Annotated in this window: 19 protein-coding genes; 1 reads left to right on the top strand and 18 read right to left on the bottom strand. The window is 48.7% G+C overall.

The annotated features are described in order from the left end of the window. The 7 genes from B9Z46_RS10565 to fliD form a co-directional block, all read right to left on the bottom strand. Nucleotides 1–747: a DUF1698 domain-containing protein gene (locus B9Z46_RS10565; protein WP_108256301.1), complete on the bottom strand. Its 747-nt coding sequence runs from the start codon at nt 745–747 to the stop codon at nt 1–3. Nucleotides 748–773: 26 nt separating this feature from the next. Continuing rightward, on the bottom strand, nt 774–1,787 hold the full coding sequence (locus tag B9Z46_RS10560; protein ID WP_146179249.1) for a hypothetical protein: 1,014 nt from the start codon (nt 1,785–1,787) through the stop codon (nt 774–776). A gap of 29 nt (nt 1,788–1,816) precedes the next feature. Then, nucleotides 1,817–2,518, bottom strand: a complete 702-nt coding sequence (locus B9Z46_RS10555; RefSeq protein ID WP_108256297.1) for a glycosyltransferase — start codon at nt 2,516–2,518, stop codon at nt 1,817–1,819. A 195-nt stretch (nt 2,519–2,713) separates the two neighbouring features. Then, the gene (locus B9Z46_RS10550) at nt 2,714–6,055 is read right to left on the bottom strand and encodes a rhamnan synthesis F family protein (RefSeq protein WP_108256295.1); all 3,342 of its coding nucleotides are present in this window, start codon (nt 6,053–6,055) and stop codon (nt 2,714–2,716) included. A 181-nt stretch (nt 6,056–6,236) separates the two neighbouring features. Then, nucleotides 6,237–7,712 carry a flagellin gene (locus B9Z46_RS10545; RefSeq protein ID WP_108256293.1) on the bottom strand — a complete coding sequence of 492 codons (1,476 nt, stop codon included), beginning with the start codon at nt 7,710–7,712 and terminating at the stop codon, nt 6,237–6,239. Nucleotides 7,713–7,847: 135 nt separating this feature from the next. Further along, a complete protein-coding gene (locus tag B9Z46_RS10540; RefSeq protein WP_108256291.1) occupies nt 7,848–8,246 on the bottom strand; it encodes a flagellar protein FlaG in 399 nt (132 codons plus the stop codon). A gap of 178 nt (nt 8,247–8,424) precedes the next feature. Then, nucleotides 8,425–10,197 carry a flagellar filament capping protein FliD gene (gene fliD / locus B9Z46_RS10535; RefSeq protein WP_255416930.1) on the bottom strand — a complete coding sequence of 591 codons (1,773 nt, stop codon included), beginning with the start codon at nt 10,195–10,197 and terminating at the stop codon, nt 8,425–8,427. Between fliD and B9Z46_RS15115 the strand changes: the two genes are divergently transcribed. After that, nucleotides 10,196–10,345 (top strand): hypothetical protein, encoded by a 150-nt coding sequence (locus tag B9Z46_RS15115; RefSeq protein WP_158268422.1) that lies wholly within the window; start codon nt 10,196–10,198, stop codon nt 10,343–10,345. The genes fliD and B9Z46_RS15115 overlap by 2 nt on opposite strands. Here B9Z46_RS15115 and flgL read toward each other — a convergent pair. From flgL to flgB, 11 genes are all read right to left on the bottom strand, one after another. Further along, entirely contained in the window at nt 10,315–11,238 is a 924-nt protein-coding gene (gene flgL, locus B9Z46_RS10530; protein ID WP_108256287.1) for a flagellar hook-associated protein FlgL, read from the bottom strand. The two genes, B9Z46_RS15115 and flgL, sit on opposite strands and share 31 nt — an antisense overlap. Before the next feature lie 22 nt (nt 11,239–11,260). Then, nucleotides 11,261–14,032 carry a flagellar hook-associated protein FlgK gene (flgK, locus tag B9Z46_RS10525; RefSeq protein ID WP_108256285.1) on the bottom strand — a complete coding sequence of 924 codons (2,772 nt, stop codon included), beginning with the start codon at nt 14,030–14,032 and terminating at the stop codon, nt 11,261–11,263. Next, complete coding sequence (locus B9Z46_RS10520) at nt 14,029–14,544, bottom strand: rod-binding protein (protein WP_108256283.1); 516 nt, start codon at nt 14,542–14,544, stop codon at nt 14,029–14,031. The genes flgK and B9Z46_RS10520 overlap by 4 nt, the downstream gene beginning before the upstream one ends. Nucleotides 14,545–14,642: 98 nt before the next feature. After that, the gene (locus tag B9Z46_RS10515) at nt 14,643–15,791 is read right to left on the bottom strand and encodes a flagellar basal body P-ring protein FlgI (RefSeq protein WP_108256281.1); all 1,149 of its coding nucleotides are present in this window, start codon (nt 15,789–15,791) and stop codon (nt 14,643–14,645) included. 30 nt (nt 15,792–15,821) lie between these two features. Further along, the gene (locus B9Z46_RS10510) at nt 15,822–16,553 is read right to left on the bottom strand and encodes a flagellar basal body L-ring protein FlgH (protein ID WP_108256279.1); all 732 of its coding nucleotides are present in this window, start codon (nt 16,551–16,553) and stop codon (nt 15,822–15,824) included. Nucleotides 16,554–16,564: 11 nt separating this feature from the next. Then, on the bottom strand, nt 16,565–17,347 hold the full coding sequence (flgG, locus tag B9Z46_RS10505) for a flagellar basal-body rod protein FlgG (RefSeq protein WP_197274898.1): 783 nt from the start codon (nt 17,345–17,347) through the stop codon (nt 16,565–16,567). Between the two features lie 43 nt (nt 17,348–17,390). Continuing rightward, nucleotides 17,391–18,158, bottom strand: coding sequence for a flagellar basal body rod C-terminal domain-containing protein (locus B9Z46_RS10500; RefSeq protein ID WP_108256277.1), 768 nt, complete (start codon nt 18,156–18,158; stop codon nt 17,391–17,393). Nucleotides 18,159–18,191: 33 nt separating this feature from the next. Next, nucleotides 18,192–20,957, bottom strand: a complete 2,766-nt coding sequence (locus B9Z46_RS10495; RefSeq protein ID WP_108256275.1) for a flagellar hook-basal body complex protein — start codon at nt 20,955–20,957, stop codon at nt 18,192–18,194. A 64-nt stretch (nt 20,958–21,021) separates the two neighbouring features. Continuing rightward, the gene (locus tag B9Z46_RS10490) at nt 21,022–21,765 is read right to left on the bottom strand and encodes a flagellar hook assembly protein FlgD (protein ID WP_108256273.1); all 744 of its coding nucleotides are present in this window, start codon (nt 21,763–21,765) and stop codon (nt 21,022–21,024) included. 39 nt (nt 21,766–21,804) lie between these two features. After that, entirely contained in the window at nt 21,805–22,230 is a 426-nt protein-coding gene (gene flgC / locus B9Z46_RS10485) for a flagellar basal body rod protein FlgC (RefSeq protein ID WP_055359641.1), read from the bottom strand. 5 nt (nt 22,231–22,235) lie between these two features. Continuing rightward, nucleotides 22,236–22,619: a flagellar basal body rod protein FlgB gene (gene flgB, locus B9Z46_RS10480; protein WP_108256271.1), complete on the bottom strand. Its 384-nt coding sequence runs from the start codon at nt 22,617–22,619 to the stop codon at nt 22,236–22,238. Nucleotides 22,620–22,632 lie beyond the last annotated feature (13 nt).

Genomic DNA, 22,632 nt, shown 5'->3' with positions numbered 1-22,632 from the left:
TTATTTGCTAGCTACTAAGGAAATACGCGGGCCATTTCTTTCTATTTTGTCAGATAGAACCGTCAAAGAACTAAATCCGTTTTTAGTCAATAGTTCAAATATATGAGTTTTCAGTAACCATTTAGAGGTGGACGCCATGCCTGAAAAAACATCGTCATATCCAAGCTCTTTGTATTCAAAATATTTATAGCCTGCCTCATTCGTTTGATTTGCCATTTCTTCCGTTGCGTAGTGGGTATCGAGAAGGACGGCAGTTTGAATTTTTGGAAGAAGCTTGTTGAGATGCGTAACAGGATCAAGCAAATGATACAGAACCCCAACATGGTGAAGGATGTCAAATTCAGGCAATGAAGTTGTTTGTTCTTCGTTATCAATGTCAAGAACATATGTTTTAGGAAAGACTCCGTAAGCTGAGCAGCGAGTCAGTGTTTTTGTGACATTCTCGATTCGTGAATCTAAGGCTACAACAGTAGGAGTGAATGACAAAAGTCCGATTGTATGAACGCCTTCAAAACAGCCCACTTCAAGCACTGATTTGTTAGCTAGGCTGATAATTTCATTCAGCTTAATGATTCGCAAATCAGGAATCTCTTGACTCTCAGAACGCTTGCCTTCCCAGGCTTGGTGCCCAAGCTTACGACCAAGCGAATCTTCAGTGAAGCACTTCCATGGTAATAATCGGTTAAGAACGGCTAGGTCTAGATCCGATAAATGCTCAAAGGCTTGATAGTTAGATTTGGATGTCATATTAACAACGAGTCATAAATAGATGGTTATTGGTATGGATTGAACGCATGCCATGTCTCAATTCGTGAATCGATTTCAGAAAAATCCTGAATATTGAAAGTTGAAAAATATCCAGCTAGGTGTTCTCGTGCATTGGGACACATAGCCCAAGTGTTCATCGAAGTATCTGGATGAGTTATGAGTTCATTCCCCCAAAAGAGGGTTTGTAAAGCCAACGAAGGGCTGAATGTATAAGTTGTTTTGCAATAAATGGCTAGCAACGTGCCGATGCCATTTGAGTCTTTATTTTCAAGCAATTGAACATTTTTAATTTCACCAATTTCATTGCGCTCATGCAAAGTTAAAGGGTGCTGTGGTTTTTCATTGCAGACAATCTTTCTGCTAGGATTTGCAAAAGCAAAAGCACGCAAATAATCAAGCCGATTTTTATATGAAATTTCTGACTTTACCGTCCAGTTTTCATAGGAAGGTAAAGGGAAATAGACTACATCCCAATGGCCGACCTTATCTTTTCCGATCCCCAAGTTAACAAGCCATTCGTCTGCCTTCGCATTTAACTGAACAACGGCCTTTTGATTGATTGGCAAATTGAAGGTCGGGTACTTTGAAAGAACACTTTTGTGGTGATATCCCCCCGGGTCGAATTGGTGATAAGTGGGAAAGGGATGTCTATTGAAAATGCCCAATTCGTAATGCAAGAAAAGCTTATTTGGCCAAATTTTTCTATATATCGAGGTCGGACCCGTGGAGATAACGATATCTGGCCCCACTCCATTTTTCTGAAAATCATTGATCATTAAAGCCTCAATTTCGATTGGGGCTTGATTCACATAAAGCAAGGCATTGTTAAGGTCGGCTTGCTGCTTCAAGTCATCAAACTTAGGTGATGCAATGAAATACTGAACATCAAGATCGGAAGAGAGGAACTCTGATTTAATTTTGTCATGGCCGTAAACTGAAACGTTGTGCCCAGCCTTGATTAATGAAGCTGCAATTTTTTGGAATACAGGGATGCGATGCAACCTTTGACCTTCAGTCAAGGATGACGGATCAAGGCACAAAAGAAAATTCATATAGTAGGTAATACACTGATTGGATGGTCAGTTTGTGCCGAATAGGTCGTACGCCTAAATTCCTCATGCCATTCATTTGCCATCGGTGCATCAGAATATTCATTAAAGCAAGGGGTGCCTAATGTCCAATGCAACAATCGCGCTTGATGATTAGCCCCAAACTCGTCGGGTAGCCAATTCCATTCAATCGGTAGTTGACCAATTTCACTGTCTTGAAGCCACTTGAATCTGTGTAATGTAGGTCCATTTGCTTGCCTGACGAACTCTGGTGTTACGGATCGATTAGCAGGGTGGCCGCAATTCCAAAGTACTACGCTGGACCAATTTTTTCGAGGGTAATTTGAGTTCGTTGCACCTAAATATTTTTGAGTTGCCTTACTGATGTAGTCGTGTTGAACGCACATTACTGCAAATCTGTCATCACGTAAGTTCCACAAATTTGCAATATCTTCGCGAAATATCATGTCGCCATCAACAAATAGCGCCCAACCGTTGTAACGCATAAGATGCGGCAGTAAAAAACGGCTATAGATAAATTGGTTGCTCCCGTCTTGGTGTGATTCTTGGTAGTCTTTAAGGTGATCAAGGACCAGAGGCGTTATTGCAACCGGCTGTGACGATGTGCCGATAATGCTTTGTACACAAACGTGATAAGCAATACTTTCGCGGGTGTCATATCCAATGAAAATGTTAATCATTTAACTCTCACCAAATTTTTCTCACTGATTGAGCTTCATGTGAAGTAGTAAGCGGAACTGTCTAAAGCAGTAGCGGCTTATTCAAGGAAGCAATATTTAAGCCAGAAAAAAACAAAAAAGTTAAATGAAATGAATGCTTAAGTAAGTCTAAAGCGGCAACAAATTGCCATTAAATCTTTGAATGTGCAACTTAATTTACCTTAACCAGGCTTTAGTCCATTTGTTAAGAGCATCGCTACTAAGCATCCAGTTATCCAGGACTTCGGCTTTGAGGGAATGCCCGATTTTTGTAGATGTTTGCAGATCGTTGATATGTTGACGAATGGCATCAACCCAGTCTTTGTAACGATTTTTTACAATTTGGACAGATAGCCCGCTCTCTACATAAGCGCGTGTATCGCTACAAATTACTGGGTAACCGCATGCGCCATACTCAAGGAGACGCAAATTACTTTTGCAATCATTAAATTGATTATTTTCCAACGGTGCTAAAGCCAGATCTAAATCTAAACTCGCTAGCTTTTGAGGATAGACATCAATGGCTACGCCAATATGAAATTCCTTGACGTAGGGTTTCAGTTGCTCGGGGCACATTCCTAAGAACACCCACTCGACTTCATTAGATAGATCCTTGACCACGTCAAAAATCAATTCAAGATCACCTCTGTGCGAACTACCTCCAGCCCAACCAACGCGTGGTTTTTTATGCTCAGTTTTATGAACCTCTAAATTTAGCCACCAATCTGTAGGTAACTTCAATTCCAGAATTTGTATATTTGAATGCCAGTCGTTTACTGCTTCAGCTAAACCAGGAGTGGAAACTATCAACTTATCTGCCAAAGACACTCCACTTTTAATAATTCGTAGTAAGTCGCTCGGAAATTTTTTTCGGTCAGGATTCTTCATAGGAAGTCTATGAAGAAGATCATCTATCTCATATATTTTGTAAGCATTGGAATGAGATTTTGAATGTTTCATGTACTCCAGCATCGAATGCTGAAAAGGCTTCTGAAAAATGATGGTGTCAGGTTGAATTCGTTCTAACTCAACCGGAAGTAATGGTCGGAAAGAGCAAATTCCGTCCACCATGCCTTCAGCTTCCAGTGCTTTTAATGGCTGTATAAGTCTGTATTGACCGCAACCAAAATTGTCCGAAGGATGAATCAAAACAACAGGATCTGGACGCCAAGTAATTGGCCTGAATGAAATTTCTGGATCTGGTTCTATGGTGAATGACTGCCCAATTAAAGTGAAATTTGGGTTGTATGTCGAGTCTTTCGCTAATTTAGGTAGCCATTTCTTGAGAAAGTTTGTGGTTTCTTCAGACGAAGGATGGATAAAGAAGTCGTCGCTCTTTCCTAAAGAAAAATTGGAGCTTGAATGGGTCGTAGCAACAATTGAATGTGGAGTCCAAATGATTTTGAAACCATTTGAGCGCAACCTTAGACACAGGTCAATTTGAGACAGTCGAGTGCTTGCAATCGATGAATCAAAGCCCTGCAGTTCCAAGAAGCATTGCTTGGAAAGAATCATGCAATTCGAAGTGATTGCATTGAATTGCTGTTCAACATTCGCACGTTGCATGTAACCAGGCGAATTCCAGTGCTGGCCTTTAAAGGCGGTTCCGCCAATGCCGTGCAGTCCTAAAACGACGCCAGATTGTTCTACGATTAAATCTGGATTGATAATTTTTGCGCCAACAACGCCAACTTCAATTCGGAGCGCATGATTAAGTAGGGCATCTAGCCATGTGGGTTCAATAAAACGGGTGGCGCAATTTGAAAATAAGATATGTGTTCCGCGCGCAACAGTTACTGCTTGATTTGACGCAGCCGCGAAATTTTCAAAGTTTTCAACCGTAACTAGGCGAAAACGCACAGGGTCAATTTCTATCAAGCCTTTGACCCACGCTGAAAAGGTGTCAGTGGTTATCGATGATGCGACAATCAGAATTTCATAATTTTTATAACTCGTGAATTCAAGTAAAGATTCAATACAACCTTGAGTTTCAGATAAATATTCATTTCTAATAACGATAGAAACTAAAGGTGAATCTGGATGGTGGTAAAGAGACCGATACAGTCTGGGCTTTATATTTGTTACATGTGATTTTTGACCATGTACCAATTGAATATGTTCATTAATTGCAGCAAACTCTAGAGTTTCATTTTCTGATGCACTTGGCTCAGATGTAGTTAGTAGTAGTTCTGCGATGTGTACGATTTTTTCTGGTGCAGAATTTCTAGTCAATTTAAGAATGAAATCTAGTTCAAAAAAACTACCAATATTTTCCTTAAATGGCCCATGCATTTGAATTGCTGTACTACTGAAAAACCAGTGATTGGACATCAGCCAGGGAAAGCTCATCAGTAAATCCGAATCAAATTCGGGAAGCAGTGCGGCTTCTACATTACCAGAAGGCGCGCGAATTAATTTGTCTGTGTATGCTGCCAATATATCGTTGTTAGTGGCTAGCTGAGACATGCAGATTAGGAGTCCGCTCCGTGTAAATTCGTCGCCTGCTTTAACCAAAAGCAACCAGTCAAAATTAGTAGCTGAGCAGTTATAAATAATCCTATTGGAGGTTTTCGCGTCTGTTGATTCGATCAGTACTTCAGTGCTTATGCAAATTAATCCTGATGCTGCATCTTTGAGTGATTTTGTGGTGCGATTCAAATTGACAGTTAAATCAGAATCAGAAGCCTTAATAACCACATGCAGCTTTATTGAATCGTTGAATTTCGAAAAAAATTGTGAAAATTTGTTGATTTGTGATTTGGTGAGTGTGCGCTTGGACGCCCACCTGCTGGCATCGCTAAAGTTGAAACCTGCAACCGTCAGACCTTGATCAAACGCCAATAAAGGAAAATATCTTTCCAATGCATGAGCTAAAGTTCCCTCAATTTGTCCGCTTTCGATTTCAAAATCTGATTGCTTGACTTTAAGTTTTGCTAGTTCATGAAATACGGCGCCCCTTGCCCAAAACATAGTACCGGCAAAGAATTGCGCCGCATCTGGATATTGAGTTCGGCTTGCAGTAATGCGGTTCCAGTGTCTAATTGTGTCGGGGTGGTAAAAGGATTGCGCAATTGGTGTGAGGTATTGATCTGGGCCAGCAATGCCTACTTGAGGGTTGCTTAAAAAGTAGTCAAAAATTAGTTGAGTTCTGCCCGTTGGTAGTAAACCTTCTAATAGCTCATCTCTCCAATCGTCACCTTGAGCCCCTTTTTTGTGAGTTGATTTTTTACTGTGAACTTTTAAAACTAGGTCATAGTCATGCAGGGGCACCAATCGGATCAATTCAATCAAGGGACCAACATCTCTTCCTTTATTTTCAAATCCGAAAATGGTTGCAAGCGGAAAGTCTGACAGCACAAGACGTTTGACATCGTCAACTTTGAAGTCAGGTGTCGTAATGAACAGGTCGGTTGTTGCCGGAAGTTGAGCAAATCGTTCTTTAAACTGTGGCCATAAATCTAGGTGAAATAAATGCAGGACTACAGCAATTGAGGGCAAATATTTCTGGTTGACAGACATCTGTATACGGCCAAGTTGTTGCTACTACGTAAATCGACATTTTTAAATGAAATTTTAGGCGAGTCATAATTATTGACACTTTGACTCTGCAAAAGCTAATTAAGCAAAATAAGTGCCAAAAAAAAGGCCACCGAGGTGACCTTTAATTTTGTGGTTTTACTAGCCACATTCACAGAGCCTATTACTTGAGCAAAGCCAAGACAGACTGTGAAGATTGGTTAGCTTGCGCCAACATCGCTGTAGCAGCTTGCTGAACGATCTGAGCTTTGGCCAAGTTTGTGGTTTCCTTAGCGTAGTCAGTGTCCAAGATGCGGCTACGTGATGCTTGCAAGTTGGTTGAAGTTGTTTCCAAGTTGGAAATAGCAGCTTCAAAACGGTTCTGGTAAGCACCCAAGTTAGCGCGGCTGTTAGTCACAGTGTCAATTGCAGCATCCAGAATAGACAACGCTTTTTGTGAATTTTCCTGTGTTGACAAATCAACCGAACTAACTGTTTGACCAGTTACTGTAGAGGCGGTCATTGCGGTGCTAGCACCTGCAGTTAGGCCAGCTTTAGCGACTCCAGGTCCCGCTAAAGAAATAGTAGCCGCCCCTGTCGATGATGTAAGTTTCAATTTCGCAAATGTCGTCTCTGTTTGCGCGGCAGAGTCGAATCCAGTCAGGCCAACAGCAAGTCCATTTGCACTTAAAGTCGTTGTAATATTTCTTCCGTCAGCTGCAGTCAAGTCTACCTGAGCAGATGTTGTTGCGTTAACTTTAGCTGAAACACCTGTCTGCGCTGTTTTTGCGTTAATGGCAGAAACCAATTGTGATGCTCTGTCTGCTGCAGAAGAAGTGGCTGTCAGAGCGCCAATATCAACTCCATTGATTAACAAATCCCCTGCAGTTACGGCGCCAGTGCCCGTAATTGTGTCTGATGTTTTTGTATTCGCCAGAGCAGTCGCGGTAACACCAGTCAGTGAAGAAGATGCGTTAATTGCATTAGCTTTTGCAATAGCACTTGCAGAAGCTTCAGCATAAGAAACGCCGTCGGACGATGAACCAGAAATTGCAAAGTTATTTATGGCAAGATCGCCAGCTAACAATGCGCCTGTTGTAACTACTGCTGATTCTTTGGTAGATGTTCCTGTCGTTGCGCCTACAACACCCAAGGCTGAGGCCTTCGCGTTACCAATAGAAATGCGAATGCGGTCAGATGTATCGTTACCAGCACCAACTTGGAAGTCCTGATCTTTATAAGTTCCGTCAAGCAACTTAGAACCGTTAAATGCAGAGTTAGTAGCCACACGATCAATTTCATTGATCAGCTGTGATGCTTCCAAATTCAAAGAAGCACGATCAGATGCGCTGTTACCAGAGTTGGCAGACTGCACAGCCAATTCACGAATACGCTGCAAGTTGTCTTGAATGGCAGACAAGCTACCCTCAGCGGTTTGCGTCAAAGAGATGCCATCATTAGAGTTGCGAATGGCAGCAGCCATACCGCGAATGTTGGCAGTCATACGTGTGCTAATGGCCAGACCAGCAGCGTCGTCTTTGGCTGAGTTAATGCGAATACCAGTGGAGAGACGCTCCATGGATGTCGCAGAGTTGATACCAGTTTTACGCAATGAAGCCTGAGCTGCAAGTGCGCTGATGTTTGTGTTGATAACTGACATGGATTTTCTCCTTCAGGGGTTTATAACGAAGTTACAAGAAATCCAATTTGAAATCTTGTTACTTGCTGATTCGGTTGTTGTGGAATGAACTTGAGTTAATTTATTGAATTAGTGCAAAAAGTTTTTGTATTCACTTCAAGCGTTTGCACTAAACAGCAGGCCTTTAACCTTTTCAATGTTGTGCGCAATGCGCACCACCACTTCATTGGGTATTTGCCTGACCACTTCACCGCTTTCTGCACTTCGCACAGTGACCACGGGGCCGCCAACGGCCTCGTCCACTTGAAAGCCCAGACCACGCTTGGTGGATGCCATTTGCTGATTGAGCATGCTCACTGCCTCTTGCAGGTTCTGCCGCACTTCCGACGCATCAAACTTAATAGCCACTGGTTTAGGGGCTTGAACTTTGGGTGTGTCAGGAATTTGAATAGCCGAACCGCCTGTTGCTTGTGAGCTTTCATGCGCAGGGGCAGTGGGCCGCGCTGCCGCGACTCCCGCACCACCTGGCGCCATTTTGCTGATTTCGGAAACCATAGTTGTCCGTCCTTTTCTTCATAAGCATGCTGAACATGCCGAATACCACCGGTCTCCTGCACCCAGAAGGTGTCAAGAGAAGTTCAGTGGTTGGTGAATCGGCAGGGCAAAGCCAAACTTGAGGACGAATTTCAAGTTTTTTTGGAAAAAAGGCTCTCCCAGAGGAGAAGGGGGCTAGTTACTTACTGGTGTAGGCAGACATCATGCCGTCGAAGGTGCTCTTAAGGCTGGTTTGCAGGCTCTTAGTTTTGCCGACGATAGACTCCATCGCAGCAAACTGTTTGTTGTATCGGGCCAACAGGCTCGTCATTCGGGTGTCGAGGTCTGTCAGTTGCTTTTTGTACGCGGTAATTTTGTCCGTGAGGTTGGAGCTTTGGGTAGTCAAGGCCGCTGTGGGGTCTAGCAAGGCCGTGAGTTTTTTGACGGCTTCCCCTGCTGCGCCAGAAGGTAAAACACTGAATTTGCTTTGATTTTCTCGGTTACCCGTCACCAGGGTCACAACATGTTCAAAGTTGTTTTGAAGAGCGCTTTCAAGTTTCAACTTGTCGATAGACAGAACGCCGGTTTGGTCAATGGTAAATCCTATATCGCGCAAGGCAGTCAACCCACCAGAAGGTGTGGTGGAGTTGCTGGTAATCATTTGACGCATTTGACTGCGAACAGAGCTCACAATGTTGTTGCCCACCAAGGTTGCACCGTATGTTTCTACGGTCGACTTAGGATCAGAGACCACGCCCAACATGGTGTTGGCATCGTTGTAGGCCGTTACCAATGCGTCAATTTTGCTTGAAATAGAAGACGTATCTCTGGCAAATACCAGGTTGGCTGGAACACCGGCTGAGGTGGTGGCCGTCAAGCTCAAGGTCGTGCCAGCAATGGCATCGGTCACAGTGTTTTTGCTGGACGTCATGTCCATGCCATCAACATTAAAGGCAGCATCTTGCGCAGATTGCAATTTTTTGCCAAAGCTCACGCCATCAACTGGACTGCCATTTTGTGCTTGACTGCTAAGCGAGAATGCATTGCTAGCACCTGATGATCCCGTCACCAAAATTCGGTAAGGTGTTGCAATGTTGCCAGTATTGATGAGCTGGGCAGAGATGCCTAAGTTGGCTGAATTAATCGCAGCCACAATACCTGCAGGCGTTGTGGCGTTGGCTGACACTGCAATGGTATTTGAAAATTGTGTGCCGGTTGGTGCAGCAATATCCGCGGCATTGTTGGCGGTAGAGGTAAGAGTGAGTACACCGTTACTGTTAACGCCCGATGAATAGCCAGCCTCAAATTTGCCAGAAAACGTGCCATAGGTGGCAAGGGCATCGCTGTTGATGGCTGCGGCATCAACACCGCTTGTAGCGATTGTTGTGTCAAGTCGGTCATACATTTCGCCAACTTCGGAAGCGCTGAGGGACTTGTTGGCAGTCAACGTCAGGCCATTCACTGTGACTGTGTCCCCTTTGTTCATTGCTTTGAAAGTCACAGCAATGGTTGACTTCGTATTGGCATCGCCTTGCGTGAACACTTTGGTAGGCGTTGGATCAATGCTGTTTTTTAAGATCAGATTGAAGGCCTCGCCCCCATTGACTTGCGACAAGGGTGTCGCAAATCCAGGCACATTGTCTGCAGAAATACTTCGCTGTTGTTGTGCTAATTGCGACACTGAAACAGTATGACTACCAGCAGTGGCAGATGCAGTGGTTGTCACTGAGATGGCCGAAGGTTGACTAATTTGCGGCGTCAAAGTATTGAAAGCACTTTGATTTTTCAGATTGCTGAATGCAGTTTGCAAATCACCCAATACAAATTTGATCGCAGCATAGCCAGAGATACCGCCTTCCGCTTTGGTCACCTTGGCGTCAATTTCTGCTTTTCGAGGTGCTTTCTCTGCAGCTACTAAACTGTTTGCCAAGGAGTTGACGTCAACACCCGATCCAGTGCCTAAAGAACTGATGAGCGCTGCCGCTGAAGACTTTGCTGCGGCATTACCCGTTGGCGTACTTACAGCAGTACTTGCCGAGCTTGAAGTGGTTGATGTTGTAGCCGTTACCATGATTGTGATCGCAACAGCTTATTTAATAAAGTTGAACAAATTCAACTGACTCACTTTGGCAAAGCTGCTTTGCGCCGCTTCCAAACTCATCATTTGCTGGTTCATTTTGGTAATGGCGCTGGCGTAATCCAAATCTTCAATGGATGACAAAGTGGTTTTCAAGTTCAAGGTGGTGTCTTCAATCACCGAGCTTTGTTGGTCTACCACATTCAAGTTGGTGCCAATATTGGCGCGGGCCATGCTCAGGCCCTGCATCAAATCATCCAGCTCTCCCACGCCTCTTCGAATATCAGGCCCTTTGCTAGTGTTCAATCCGGCAATCAAGTTGTCCATCACTTGAAAGAAGCCAATGCCACTGACTTTGCCATCGGCATCTACGCGTGACACAGGCACAAATGCATCAGTACCAGTTCGGTTGACGGGAATGCTGCGTTGTTCACCAACTCGTACATTCATGCGGGTTTGGTCGCCTCGGTATTCAGGACTGCCGTTAACCGTTTCAACAAACGCGGGCTGCTTCACGCGGCTACCGGCGAACAAATAATTGCCGTTGCTGTCTTTGGTGTTGGCCAAGCTCAGCATTTGGTCGCGCAGGGCTTGCATTTCTGTGGCCAGGGCTTTGCGGTCACCTGCGTTCAAGGTGTCGTTACCACCTTGAACGGCAATTTCTTTGGCGCGCACCAGCAAGTCACTGACGTTTTGCAAGGTGCTGTCTTCGCCTTGCAGGCGTGCTTTGATGGTGTCCAAGGAGCTTTGGTAGCTTTCTTGTCTGCTCAAAATAGATTTCAAGCGCTGAATGCTAGCGGCCTGATTGGGGGCATCGCTGGCATTGATGATTTGTTTGCCCTGCGCCAATTGCGCTTGCGATTGGGTCAACTGGGTTTGCACGTTGCTCATTTGTGAAGCACCGCGGTCAAACAGAAGGTTGGTTGAAATTTTCATGAGGGTTCAGCTTTCACGGACTTCAACGAACTTGCAGCACGCTGTCAAACAGCTGGCTGGCCACTTGCAAAATTTTGGCGGCGGCTTGGTAGGCTTGCTGGTAGCGCACCAGGTCGGCCGCCTCTTGGTCTAGGCTCACGCCCGACACTTGGTCACGTGCCGTTACGGCTTGGTCGTGCACCACTTTCAAGGCGGATTGAGCGATGGTGGCTTGGCGGGCAATGTTGCCCAGGTCGTTCACGTTGTCGATGTAAGACGCTGCAAATGTTTTGCCGCCCCCCATGGCCGGCTTGGATTCCAAGTCGATCATCTGCAACATGTTTTCGTTGTTGCCAGTGCCGTCTTTGTTGCCGTCAATGGTAAAAACGTCGCCAGCCTTGGGTGGGCTGGAAAATGAAATTTGCACGCCTTGGTACGAGAAGGCTGGCTCTAATACGTTGGGATCAAATGTGCGCCTGGCAACCACGGTACCAGTGCTTTCGTCTGTGATCGTAAACTGTGTGTTGGTCTCAAACTTAACCTGCAAAGGTTTGCTGCGCAAAGCTTCTTTGGGGTCGACAGGCTTGCCGCTGTAAGTGGCGGCAATTTTGGATTCGCCTGCGCCGGTTACAAACACCAGCAAATCTTCGTTGGGCGAGCCTTTGATGTAGGCGCCAGTTCTAAAACCCAGTTTGCCCAGGTCAGCGGGGGTTCCTTTGGCAAAGCCCAGCTCGATGGGTGTGTCAACGCCCTCAACCAAGCTGCGTGAAATGCTCACGCTGCCACCATAGGAACCTGCTTTCATGCCCAGTGCATTGGGTGTGGCGGCACTGTCAATCACAATGTCTTTGCCTTCATTGCCCGTGGTGTTGGTCAGTACCAATTCACCGTTGTCGGCCATATAAGCACGGATTTGGGTGTTGAGGCTTTGCGCATTGATGGCGGCCACCAAAGCTGCAGGACTGGTGATGCCAGTGGGCACAGTGGTAATGGCTGTAAAGCCTGCAGCATTGCCACTCTTGAGCGACAAAGGCAAATCAAGTCGCAGTTGGCTGGCTGGCACTCGCACTTGGTTGTTGGCTGTGGCCGTAATGCCAGATGCACCTGCGGCTTGAATCCAAGTGGCCATGTCGGAGGCTTGCAAGGTGCCTGAAGCCGCTGTCAAGGGTCCTAATTCAACACCATTGATGTTGAACAGTGCACCGTCGATGCGCGTCAATCCCGTTTGAATGCGACCGCCTTCTAGCAAGGCCGGCAAGTTGGTACTCGCCAAAGGTGGATGCTTCTCTGGATCGGTTTGGGTCATGTCCCATTGCATCTGCTTACGCAAGTCTGCACGGGCGCCATAAAACACGCTCAAGTCTTTGTAGCTTTCGGTGCCGTTCACATTCAGGTAAGCACTGCTGTAACCTGCATTGGCTTCGAAGCCATTGGCGGTGGTCATCACCTGGCCTTGCAAGGTGCTGTCGATGGCTGAGCCAATGATTTGTCGACCATCGCGCGTGAAGACCTGAAGCTGTTGACCTGGATCGGCCTCACCCATGAACACCGCAACGTTTTGCATGCCATTGGGAATGGTGGCCACCGCAGTAAAAGGCTTGCTGGCAATGGTGCGAGTTAACACGCCGGCGGCTTCACTGGGGTTGTTCACCAACACGTCGCTGATCTGCTTGGGGCCAGAATAGTTGGGCGGCACATACAAAATGCCAGCATCCGCACTGCCCGTGTTGTTGGGTGCTTCAATGACACGAAATTGAGCAGCTGCGGCAACTTTCAAAGCATCATCAAACGCAACTTTGACGGTACCGGCCACGCCAACGCCCGTTTTGTCGATGGTGAACAGTTCGGTGCCTTTGTTGCCATAAGCATCAATACCGGCGGTGTGAATCGAATTCACTTCTTTGACGAAGTTGCTGGCCAATGTGTCCAGCGAACTTCGGCTGCTGCCCAAAACTTGTTCACGAAAGCTCATGATGCCCGCCAACTTGCCACCGCTTAAACCGGTGAGGGGGGTGGCGGAGCCATAAGGGTCGAGCACCAAGCTGACTTTCTCGGGGGCTGCAGAATTGAAGTCGGTGCCCAGCATGAAGGACTTGATGCCGTCCACCACCACATCGCGTGACATGGAGGGGCCCAAGCTGACCGACACAGAACCATTTTCTGCAAAGAAGGTGTTGATGTGGGCGTAGCTGGACAGGTCTTTCAGCAGCACATCGCGCTGATCGAGCAGGTCGGCGGGTTGCAAGCTGGCAGATTTTTGCTTGGTCAACTGTGTGTTGACCTCGGCCAGCTGCTTGAAGATGGTGTTCATCGAATTGGCGTAGCTTTTCACAGCCTCGTCCGTTTCGTTTTGAATCAGGTCAAGCTGAGAAGACAGTTCGCCAAAGCGCGCGGCCAAGTTGGACGAGTCGCGCAAGAAGCTGCCGCGCATCACAGTGGAGGCAGGGTCGGACGAGAGGTCGCGGGCTGCATTGAAGAATTGGTCGAGGGCGCCACTGAGGCCCATCGAGTTGCTGCCCATGATGTCAATCACACGATTGGCATAGTTCACCATGGGTTCTTGGCTGCTCAATTCACTGTTGCTGTTGCGTAGGTTGGCTTCGGCAAAGGTGTCGTATTGCCGCTTGACGGTGTCTACCGTGACACCCGTACCCAAATACACCGTACCCACTTTGGCCACAGGGTTGGCCGCCATGACAACTTCTTGGCGTGAGTAACCGTCCGTGGAGACGTTGGCAATGTTGTTGGAAACGGTACCCAGCGCACGTTGGTATGACTGGACCGCATTCGAGGCGACGCTGACTAAGTCGGTCATGTGCCACCCCCGTTAATGGGCTTGGGTGGCAAATTCAAAGGCAAAATTTGCGCTTTGGGCAAGGCGATGCCACCAGGTTTGTCGCTCAGCTTGTCCATGGACATGCCCATGGACTTGGGATTGAGGGCCATGCCTTTGGCAACGGCATTGAAAGCGGCAGGATCTTGCCGCTGTTTCAAAATATCGGCCGTTGTGGCAATGTTGGCTTGCTGTTGTTCTAAGTTCTTCACCAGCATGTCGGCCAAGCCCATGCTGTTCTTTTTGGCCAGCTGCACCGAGACTTCTTTGTCAAACATGCCCTGGAAGGTGTCCATGGTGCTCGACTCCGACAGCTCGCTCTTCTCAATGGAGTCGCGCATCGACTTCATCATCATCTGCAGAAACAAGGCTTCAAACTGTTGCGCGGTTTCCTTGATGGCACTTTTTGCATCGGTACGTGCCTGTCCCTTCAACTGACCCAGACCGTCAAAGTCGAGGTAGGAGTTGGGGGCGGGAGTGCTGATGGCGTCCATGATGTGCTTCTTGAAGTGCTGTAAAGGTCAATGAGTGATCTAGATCAGCAAATCTTGTGCCAGTGTGGGTGTCGTTCTATTGCCGGTGTGCGTGTGCTTTAGATCACGATCAATTCGGCGCGCAAGCTGCCCGAACTTTTGAGCGCTTCTAAGATGGCGATCAACGAGGATGGCGAGGCGCCTACCTGGTTCACAGCGTCCACAATTTGGCGCAAGTCCACGCCAGGTTGGAACAAGAACATCGGTTTGTTAGATTCGCTCACGGTCACTTCGGCGTTTTGAACAGCAGCGGTTTGGCCTTGACTGAAGGCACCAGGTTGAGACACTTCATTGGTGGCTGCGATCGAGACAGAGATGGAGCCGTGGGTAACTGCAGCTGCAGTCACGCGAACATTGCGGCTGATGACCACCGTGCCCGTTTTGGCATTGACCACCACGCGGGCTGTGGGCTCGCCTGGCATCACGTCCATGTTTTCAATCATGCTCATGAAGGCCACGCGTTGCGTTAAATCTTGAGGCGCTTGCAAGGTAATGGACACACCGTCCAAGGCGCGTGCCACATCGTTGCCAAAGCGGCCGTTGATGGCATTCACAATGGCGTTGGTGGTAGTGAAGTCGCTTTCGCGCACGTTCAACACAATGCGATCGGCTTTGTCGAATGGGTTGTCAACCACGCGCTCTACGGTGGCACCAGAAGGAATTCGGGCCGCAGTGGGAACGCCAATGGTGACCTTGGAGCCTGCAGCAGCGGCATCAATGCCGGTGGCTGTGAGTGAGCCTTGTGCCAAGGCATAAATTTCACCATCCACGCCGCGCAAGCTGCTCAGCAGCAAGGTGCCACCGCGAAGGTTGCTAGCTTTGCCGATGGCTGACACATTAACATCAATTTTTTGACCAGGCTTGGCAAAGCCTGGCAGCTCGGCAGTCACCATCACAGCGGCCACGTTTTTGATGTCAACTTTGCCGGCGCTGGTTGCGGTTTCAAAGTCAGACAAAGGACCTTCCAAGCTCACACCCAAACGGTTGAGCAAGGTTTTCATGCTTTGTGCGGTGAACGACACATCTGCGCCGTCACCCGTGCCCTGCAAGCCCACGACCAAACCGTAACCAATCAATTGGTTAGAGCGCATGGCGGCCACGCTGGTCAGATCTTTGATGCGGTCTGCAAAAGCGCTGGTGCAGCTGAGCGATAGCACCAATGCAAGTGCAGTCCATGGGGCAGTCCAGAGGCGGGCAATTTTTTTCATAGGGTGCTCAATGTTTCAAAGTGCCTGTGTTTAGAAAGGCCAGAGTTTCAGCAGGGCACTGGTGCCCCAGCCAGCGCGAGTGGCATTTGCCAAGTCGCCTGTGCCGCGGTATGCAATTTGTGCGTTGGCCAAGCGACGAGATTGAACCGTGTTGTTGGGCGCAACGTCTTCTGGTCGGATGATGCCGGCCACTTGAATCACTTCAGAGCCTTCGGTCAATGCCAATTGTTTTTCGCCGCGCAACACCAAGTTGCCGTTGGGCATTACTTCCACCACAGCCACAGCCACCGAGCCACTTAAGCTGGCTTGTTGATCTGCTGCGCCGGTGCCTTTGTTGGACACAGAGCCGCCTGTCAGATTGATGCCCTTCATAAAGCCACCCAAACCTGCGCCATAGTTTTGCAAACCTGTGGGCACCAAGGTGTTGGAAGAGTCACGTGTGATGGTGCCGTTTTGGGTGCGAGCTGCTTGGGTGGACTCGTTCAACAAAACAGTGATGACATCACCCACTTGGAAGTTTCGACCTTTGCCAAACCAGCTGTCGCTTTGGCGGCCTACATAAATGGCGCCAGTGGCCATGGTTTCGCGAGCGCTTTGAACGGGATAAACCGGTTCGAATTGAGGCGAATGCGTCATGGCCTGAGGTGGCATAACACTGGTGCAAGCTGTGAGGGCCCCAGCCAACAACACACTGCCCAAGACAGCGGCGCGGCGGCCGTAGACGTGGCAAAGAGACTGAGCAGAAGTTGCAAGCAAGTTCATGAGGATTTACCTTAGAGGTTGTTGTTGATGAACTTCAGCATGCCGTCTACAGCAGAGATGGCTTTGGAGTTGATTTCGTAAGCGCGTTGGGTTTCGATCATGTTGACCATTTCTTCCACCACGTTCACGTTGGACGCTTCTAGCGTGCCTTGCATCAAAGTACCAGCGCCAGTAACGCCAGGTTGCAATACTTGAGGTGCACCTGATGCAGGGGTTTCCTTCATCAAGTTTTGACCCTTGGCTTCCAAGCCACTTGGATTTACAAAGCGCGCCAATTGAATTTGGCCAATCACTTGAGAACCACCAGCTGCCAATTCAACCGACACCGTACCGTCACGACCAAAGGTCACGGTGGAGGCGGTGTTGGGAATGGTGATGGCTGGCTGCAACAAAGCGCCAGAGGCCGTGACAATTTGACCCGTGTTGGACAGTTTGAAGTTACCGTCGCGGGTGTAAGCAATGGTGCCATCGGGCTGTGAAATTTGGAAAAAACCTTCGCCGGTAATGGCCACGTCCAATGGGTTTTGCGTGTTCACCATGTTGCCTTGCGCATTTTGCTTTTCAGTGGCAACCACACGCACACCCGTACCCAACATCAAGCCGGTCGGTGCCTGTGTGGTGGCACCTGTTTGGCCGCCCGCTTGGCGAATGTTTTGATAGAGCAAATCTTCAAACACAGCGCGATCGCGCTTGAAGCCCGTGGTGTTCACGTTGGCCAAGTTATTGGAAATGACGTTCATGCGCGTTTGTTGTGCATCAAGGCCAGTTTTGGCTACCCACATACTTGCGTCCATGGCGAGCTCCTTTTAAATGTTCAGTTGTTGTTTAAAATGTTGATCAAGAAGAGGCGCGCATCATGCTGCCGCCCGACTCATCAACGTCCTTGTTTTGTTTGATCACGTTCACTTGCATCTCAAATGAACGGCTTTGGTCCATCAACTTCACCATCACTTCCATGGCGTTGACGTTGGAACCTTCCAATGTTTCGGGTGTGAGGGTGGCCAATTTGCCAGTCAAAGGAATGTCTTCGTTGGTTGGTTTCCCAACAACTTTGTAAAGACCATCTTCACGGCGCTCTAAAGCAACTTGGCTGGCGTCACGCAATAAAATTTTGTCAATCAATATGGGGGCTGCTACACCAGCCTGCGCAGGGTTGGTGGCAAAAACCGAACCGTCTTTGCTGATCTTGACAAAGAAGCCTGGCGGAATGGTGATGGGGCCGCCGTTTTGACCACGCACCAACGCGCCGGTGGCCAATTCCAAAACGCCACCACTGTTCATTTTCAAATCCCCACGACGTGTAAATGCCAATTCACCGTTGGAGGCTGTGACCCCCATCACAGTTTGCTCATCCATTGCCACGTCTAAATCGCGCCCAGTTTTAATTACCACCCCAGGCCGCATATTGATGTTGTCACTTGAGAAAGCCTGAGGCTGCAAGCGTGATTCAAAACCTGCGCCCTGAACCTTCAGGGTCATCATGGCCGACTCAAAACTTCGCTTAAAGCCAGGCGTCGCAACGTTGGCCAATTCGTTGGTTGTCATCTGGCGGCCGGTCCGCATTTCATTGATGGCCGCCGCGGCGTTAAAGGCTAAACGATCCATGGTGAAGTCCTGTGTTTAGGTCAGAGCTTGTGCTTATGAGCGCAAGTTAATGATGGCGGACGTCATGGTGCTAGACGTCTCAATGGCTTTGGCGTTGGCCTGGAAGTTACGCTGAGCGGTAATCAAGTCCACCAATTCCTGTGTCAAGTCCACGTTGGCTCGTTCTGTGGCACCGGCGCGCAGTGTTCCGAAACCAGCGGCACCTGGGGTGCCTAGGATTGGCTTACCAGACGCAGCAGAGGTCAAGAAACTCGAATCACCAATCTGACGCAAACCCACAGGGCTTGAGAAGTTGGCCAGCAAAATTTTTGCCAAAGATTTTTGTGAACCGTTGGAGAATGAAGCACTCACCAAACCGTCGTTACCGATGGTCACGCCCACCAAGTCACCTTCTGGCGCGCCGTCTTGTGATTGCGACAGAACCGCGAACGCAGAAGAGAACTGGGTTGAAGCAGAGTAGTCAATGTTGATGGTCAAAGCACCTTTACCACCCGCCAAGTAAACAGTTTCCAACTGCGTACCTTCTTTAGGCGAAACCAGAATGCCGCCGGTGTCAAATGTCAGTTCGCCTTTGTCCAAGAACACGGGCGACCATGCGGGCAAGGTTGTAAAGCCGTCACCGTTGGTGGTTTCGTTACCATCACCGTCAATGTATTTAGGCTGGAACGCGCCGCCCACATAGTCTTGGTGTTGGGTGGGTTTGATCCAGGTGGAGGTTGTGCCGCGACCGGCTTCAACGGTTTCTAAACCCCACGCATTGCTGCCAGAAATTTTGATGAAAGCGTCTTCGCCTGTCGTACCGGTTGTGAATTTGAAACGGTTGTTTTGTGCGTCATAGCTTACTTTCACACCATTCACGGTTGTGGGTGTTCCGTTGATTGAGCTGTTGGAGCCCAATGCATTGATGCCAGCTTGCAACTTGGCCATGAAAGTGGACAAGGAGTAGTTGGAATCAATTGGCAATTTAACGGTACCTTTGATGCCGTCGACAGTCACCACAAATGTGTTGTTAGTGGCATCTACCGCAAAGTTGTTGGCCAAGTTAACAGTGGGTGTGGTGCCGTAAGTCACGGCAGGCGTAGAAGCAATACCACGCAGAGCCAGGGTGGATTTGTTAACAGTAGAATCAGAAAAACCAAACAAAGCAGTACCTGCTGCGCTGGTATTGGTCACGGCCACACTGGATTCATCACCCGTTTTACCTGATGACAATTTGAAAATCTTGTTCACAGAGTCGTAGGTCATCTTCATGCCATAACGTTGCTCAGATGAAGCGCGGAGCGCTGAGCCATTGGGAATGGCTTTCGCGCCAAAGTTGCCTGTCTCGTCGGCGGTCACGGCTGTAGGTGTCAAACCCAATACATCATTTTTGGTTGTGCCAGATTTCAAAGTGATGGTGTTGGCGCCATCTAAAAACTTGAAGCCTTGTGTGGCAAAGTCGTATGACACAGTCACTTTAGAGCCGTTGGCATTCAGGGCTGTTGCATCCAACAATGCTTGAATGGCCGTCACTGCTTGGTTCACAGTCACTTTGGTCAAGTCAGTTGGCAAACCGTTGGCACCAGCCACCATGTTGATGGTGAATGCGGTAGGTGCTGTGATGTTGTTCGAGGTGGTTGTCACTCGCGAATCGGTGATGGTGAATGTGCGGCTGGCAGAATCGGAAAAATCGAAATAAGCTTCGTCGCCAAATTTTCTGTTCAGCACTGCAGTGGCTTCTGCCGCAATTTGCGAACCGGTCAACGGTTCGTTGATGCTACGAAGATGACTCAAATCCAAAGTGACTGGGTTGCCAGAACCTTCGAAGTCCACGGTGAACAAATTCTTCAGTGGGTCTGTTGAACCAGAAACAACCAAGGCAGGATTGGTGGTGCTACTGAAATTGATGCCGTTGGTAAAGTCCAATGTAGACGATGTCAATGCAGCACCTTGAATGGTGGCCGCTGTAGAAGTGCGCTTGTCAGTCAGTTCGTCCAAAGAGAACAACTGCGTTTTGGCCGTTGTCAATTCGTCTTTCACCACGCTGTAAGGCTGAATTTGGCCGTACTGGTTGACGTACAACTTTTCACCGTTGTTGTTGGTTGATTGAACCAGTGAGGCTTCCACCGCATCTTCACCCACAAACACGTGGGTTTGCCACTTGTTGAATGGCACGTTTTGGTTCGCGTTGGCTGTTTTGACGTAATAGATGGTGGCCAAGTAACCGTTACCACCGTTGTCGTACACCGTGAAGGCGGTTGACTTGTTGTAAGTGGCGGGGTTGGCACGGTTGAACTCTTCCGTGATAACTTCCGCATCGGCTGGGAAGTTCAAGCCCAAGGACACCAAGGATGTTTGTTTGGCATCACCCGATGTCTTTTGAGGGATGGTCAACACCACACGCTCGTTCACGTTCGCAGAACCGGTCGAGTCCACTGTCGCCGCCATCAAGCGTTGGCCTGAAGAGTTCACCACGTTAAATTGTTCGTTCAACAAGAATGAACCATTTCGTGTGAAGAGTTCTTGCAAACCGTCGGCTGAGCGCATGGGGAAGAAACCGTCACCGGTCACCGCCAAGTCCAGCGCGTTGGATGAGAAAGAAATATTACCCTGTGAAAACTCCTGCGACACTTGTTTCAGAGACACACCCTGACCCACTGTCGAAGAAGCTTTCTGCAATGGTGAAGTCGCAAAAATGTCACCGAAGTCAGCGCGCGATCGCTTGAAACCTGTGGTACCCACGTTGGAAATATTGTTACTGGTCACGCCCAACATGGCGGTGGCAGCATTCAGTCCGGTCAGCGAGGTGTAAAACGACATGGTGGATAACTCCTAGGTTTGAGTTGGGTCTTGTTTGAAAGATTCAGAAAATGGGTTCAGTGGCTTATGAGCCAATGCGTTGAACGTCGGTCAGCTTGACCGACTTGCCGCCAGCCACTTCAAGCATCACGGTTTTGTCTGCTTGCTGATTCACGCCTGTCACGGTGGACAACACGTTGACAGAAGGCTTGGTGGTTTTGCCTTGGCTGATGACGGTGGCTCTGACGGTGTAATTGCCAGGTGGGACTTGACTGCCGGCATCGCTGGTACCGTCCCAAACCCATGGCATGTCGCCAATGCTTTGGGCGCCCATGATTTGGTTGGCGACCAATTGACCTTTGTCGTTGAAGACTTCCAACTTGACGCCTTCTGCACCTGTTGGCAATGACACAAAACCTTGAGCTGGTTTGCCGCCAGCCGTGATGATGGCGGGTGCATCAGGTACAGCAACGGTTTTGCCAATCATGTTGGTGCTGCTCATCATGCGCTCGCCTGACATGCTGTCGACGTAAGCCTTCAGTGTTTCAGACATGGTGGTGGTTGCTTCAAGCTGTGAGAACTGTGCCAACTGCGCCACGAAGGCTTCGTTCTTCACAGGATCCAAAGGATCCTGGCATTTCAATTGGGTGGTGAACAGCGTGAGGAAATCTTTTTGACCCATGCCAGCCGAAGTGCCTGACTTGGCCATGAGCGCCTCGTTGGCCGCATCTGCTGTGGTTTTGAGGCCAGCTGGCGCTTTGATTTTGCTGCCCGCGTTGGCTGTGGCAGCCGCTGCGTTCAAGCTGTTGTTGGTGGACAAGGTCATCATGGTGCGGTGTTCCTATCGGCGTGTTCTAAGGCGCTGGCTTTAAGTCTTGATGATGTCGATGGTGCGCATCAACATTTGGCGTGTGGTGTTCACCACTTCCACGTTGTTTTGGTACGAACGGGCCGCAGCCATCATTTCAACCATCTCGGTCATCTCGTTCACGTTGGCCAAATACACATAGCCTTCTTTGTCGGCCATGGGGTTGCCAGGCTCTGACATCTTCCGAATGGGGGATGGATCGTCTGTGATTTTTTCAATCCGAACGCCGCCGGCGTAGCCTTGCTCATGAGCCTTTTGTTGGCCTTCCATGATGGTTTTGAACACAGTGCGTTTAGCGCGGAACGCTTCGTTCTCTTTGCCAGTGACGGTGCCCGCGTTGGCCAAGTTCGAAGCGGTGGTGTTCATGCGGGTGGTCTGTGCATTGAGCGCAGAGCCAGCGATGTTGAAGATGCGATCAAGTGACATGCTGATTAATCTCCACGCAGTGCACGGCGAATACCGCTGACGCGGTTTTCAAGGATGTTCAATGTGGTTTGGTAGTCGGCTGCAACCTGACCAAACTTGGCTTGTTCAACGTTCATCTCAACGGTGTTACCGTCAAAGGAGGCATTGAATGGCACGCGGTATTTCTCGCCGCCTGGGTTTTCTTCCATGGGCAAGGCCATGTGCAAATTGCTGGTGGTGTTCAAGGCGTCTTGACGTGTTTGCTTGAGCACAGACGCAAAATCAACGTCTTTGGCTTTGAAGTGAGGGGTGTCGGCATTGGCAATGTTGCGCGCGAGCACTTCCATGCGCTTGCTGCGCAATCCCAAGGCCTGAGCGTGAACTCCCAGTGCGTTGTCAATCATGTTCATGATGTGTCTTCCT

This window comes from Limnohabitans sp. Hippo4, assembly GCF_003063605.1.
Taxonomy (GTDB): domain Bacteria; phylum Pseudomonadota; class Gammaproteobacteria; order Burkholderiales; family Burkholderiaceae_C; genus Limnohabitans_A.
Note: the sequence above shows the minus strand (reverse complement) of the source record. Positions and strands in the feature narration are given on the sequence as shown.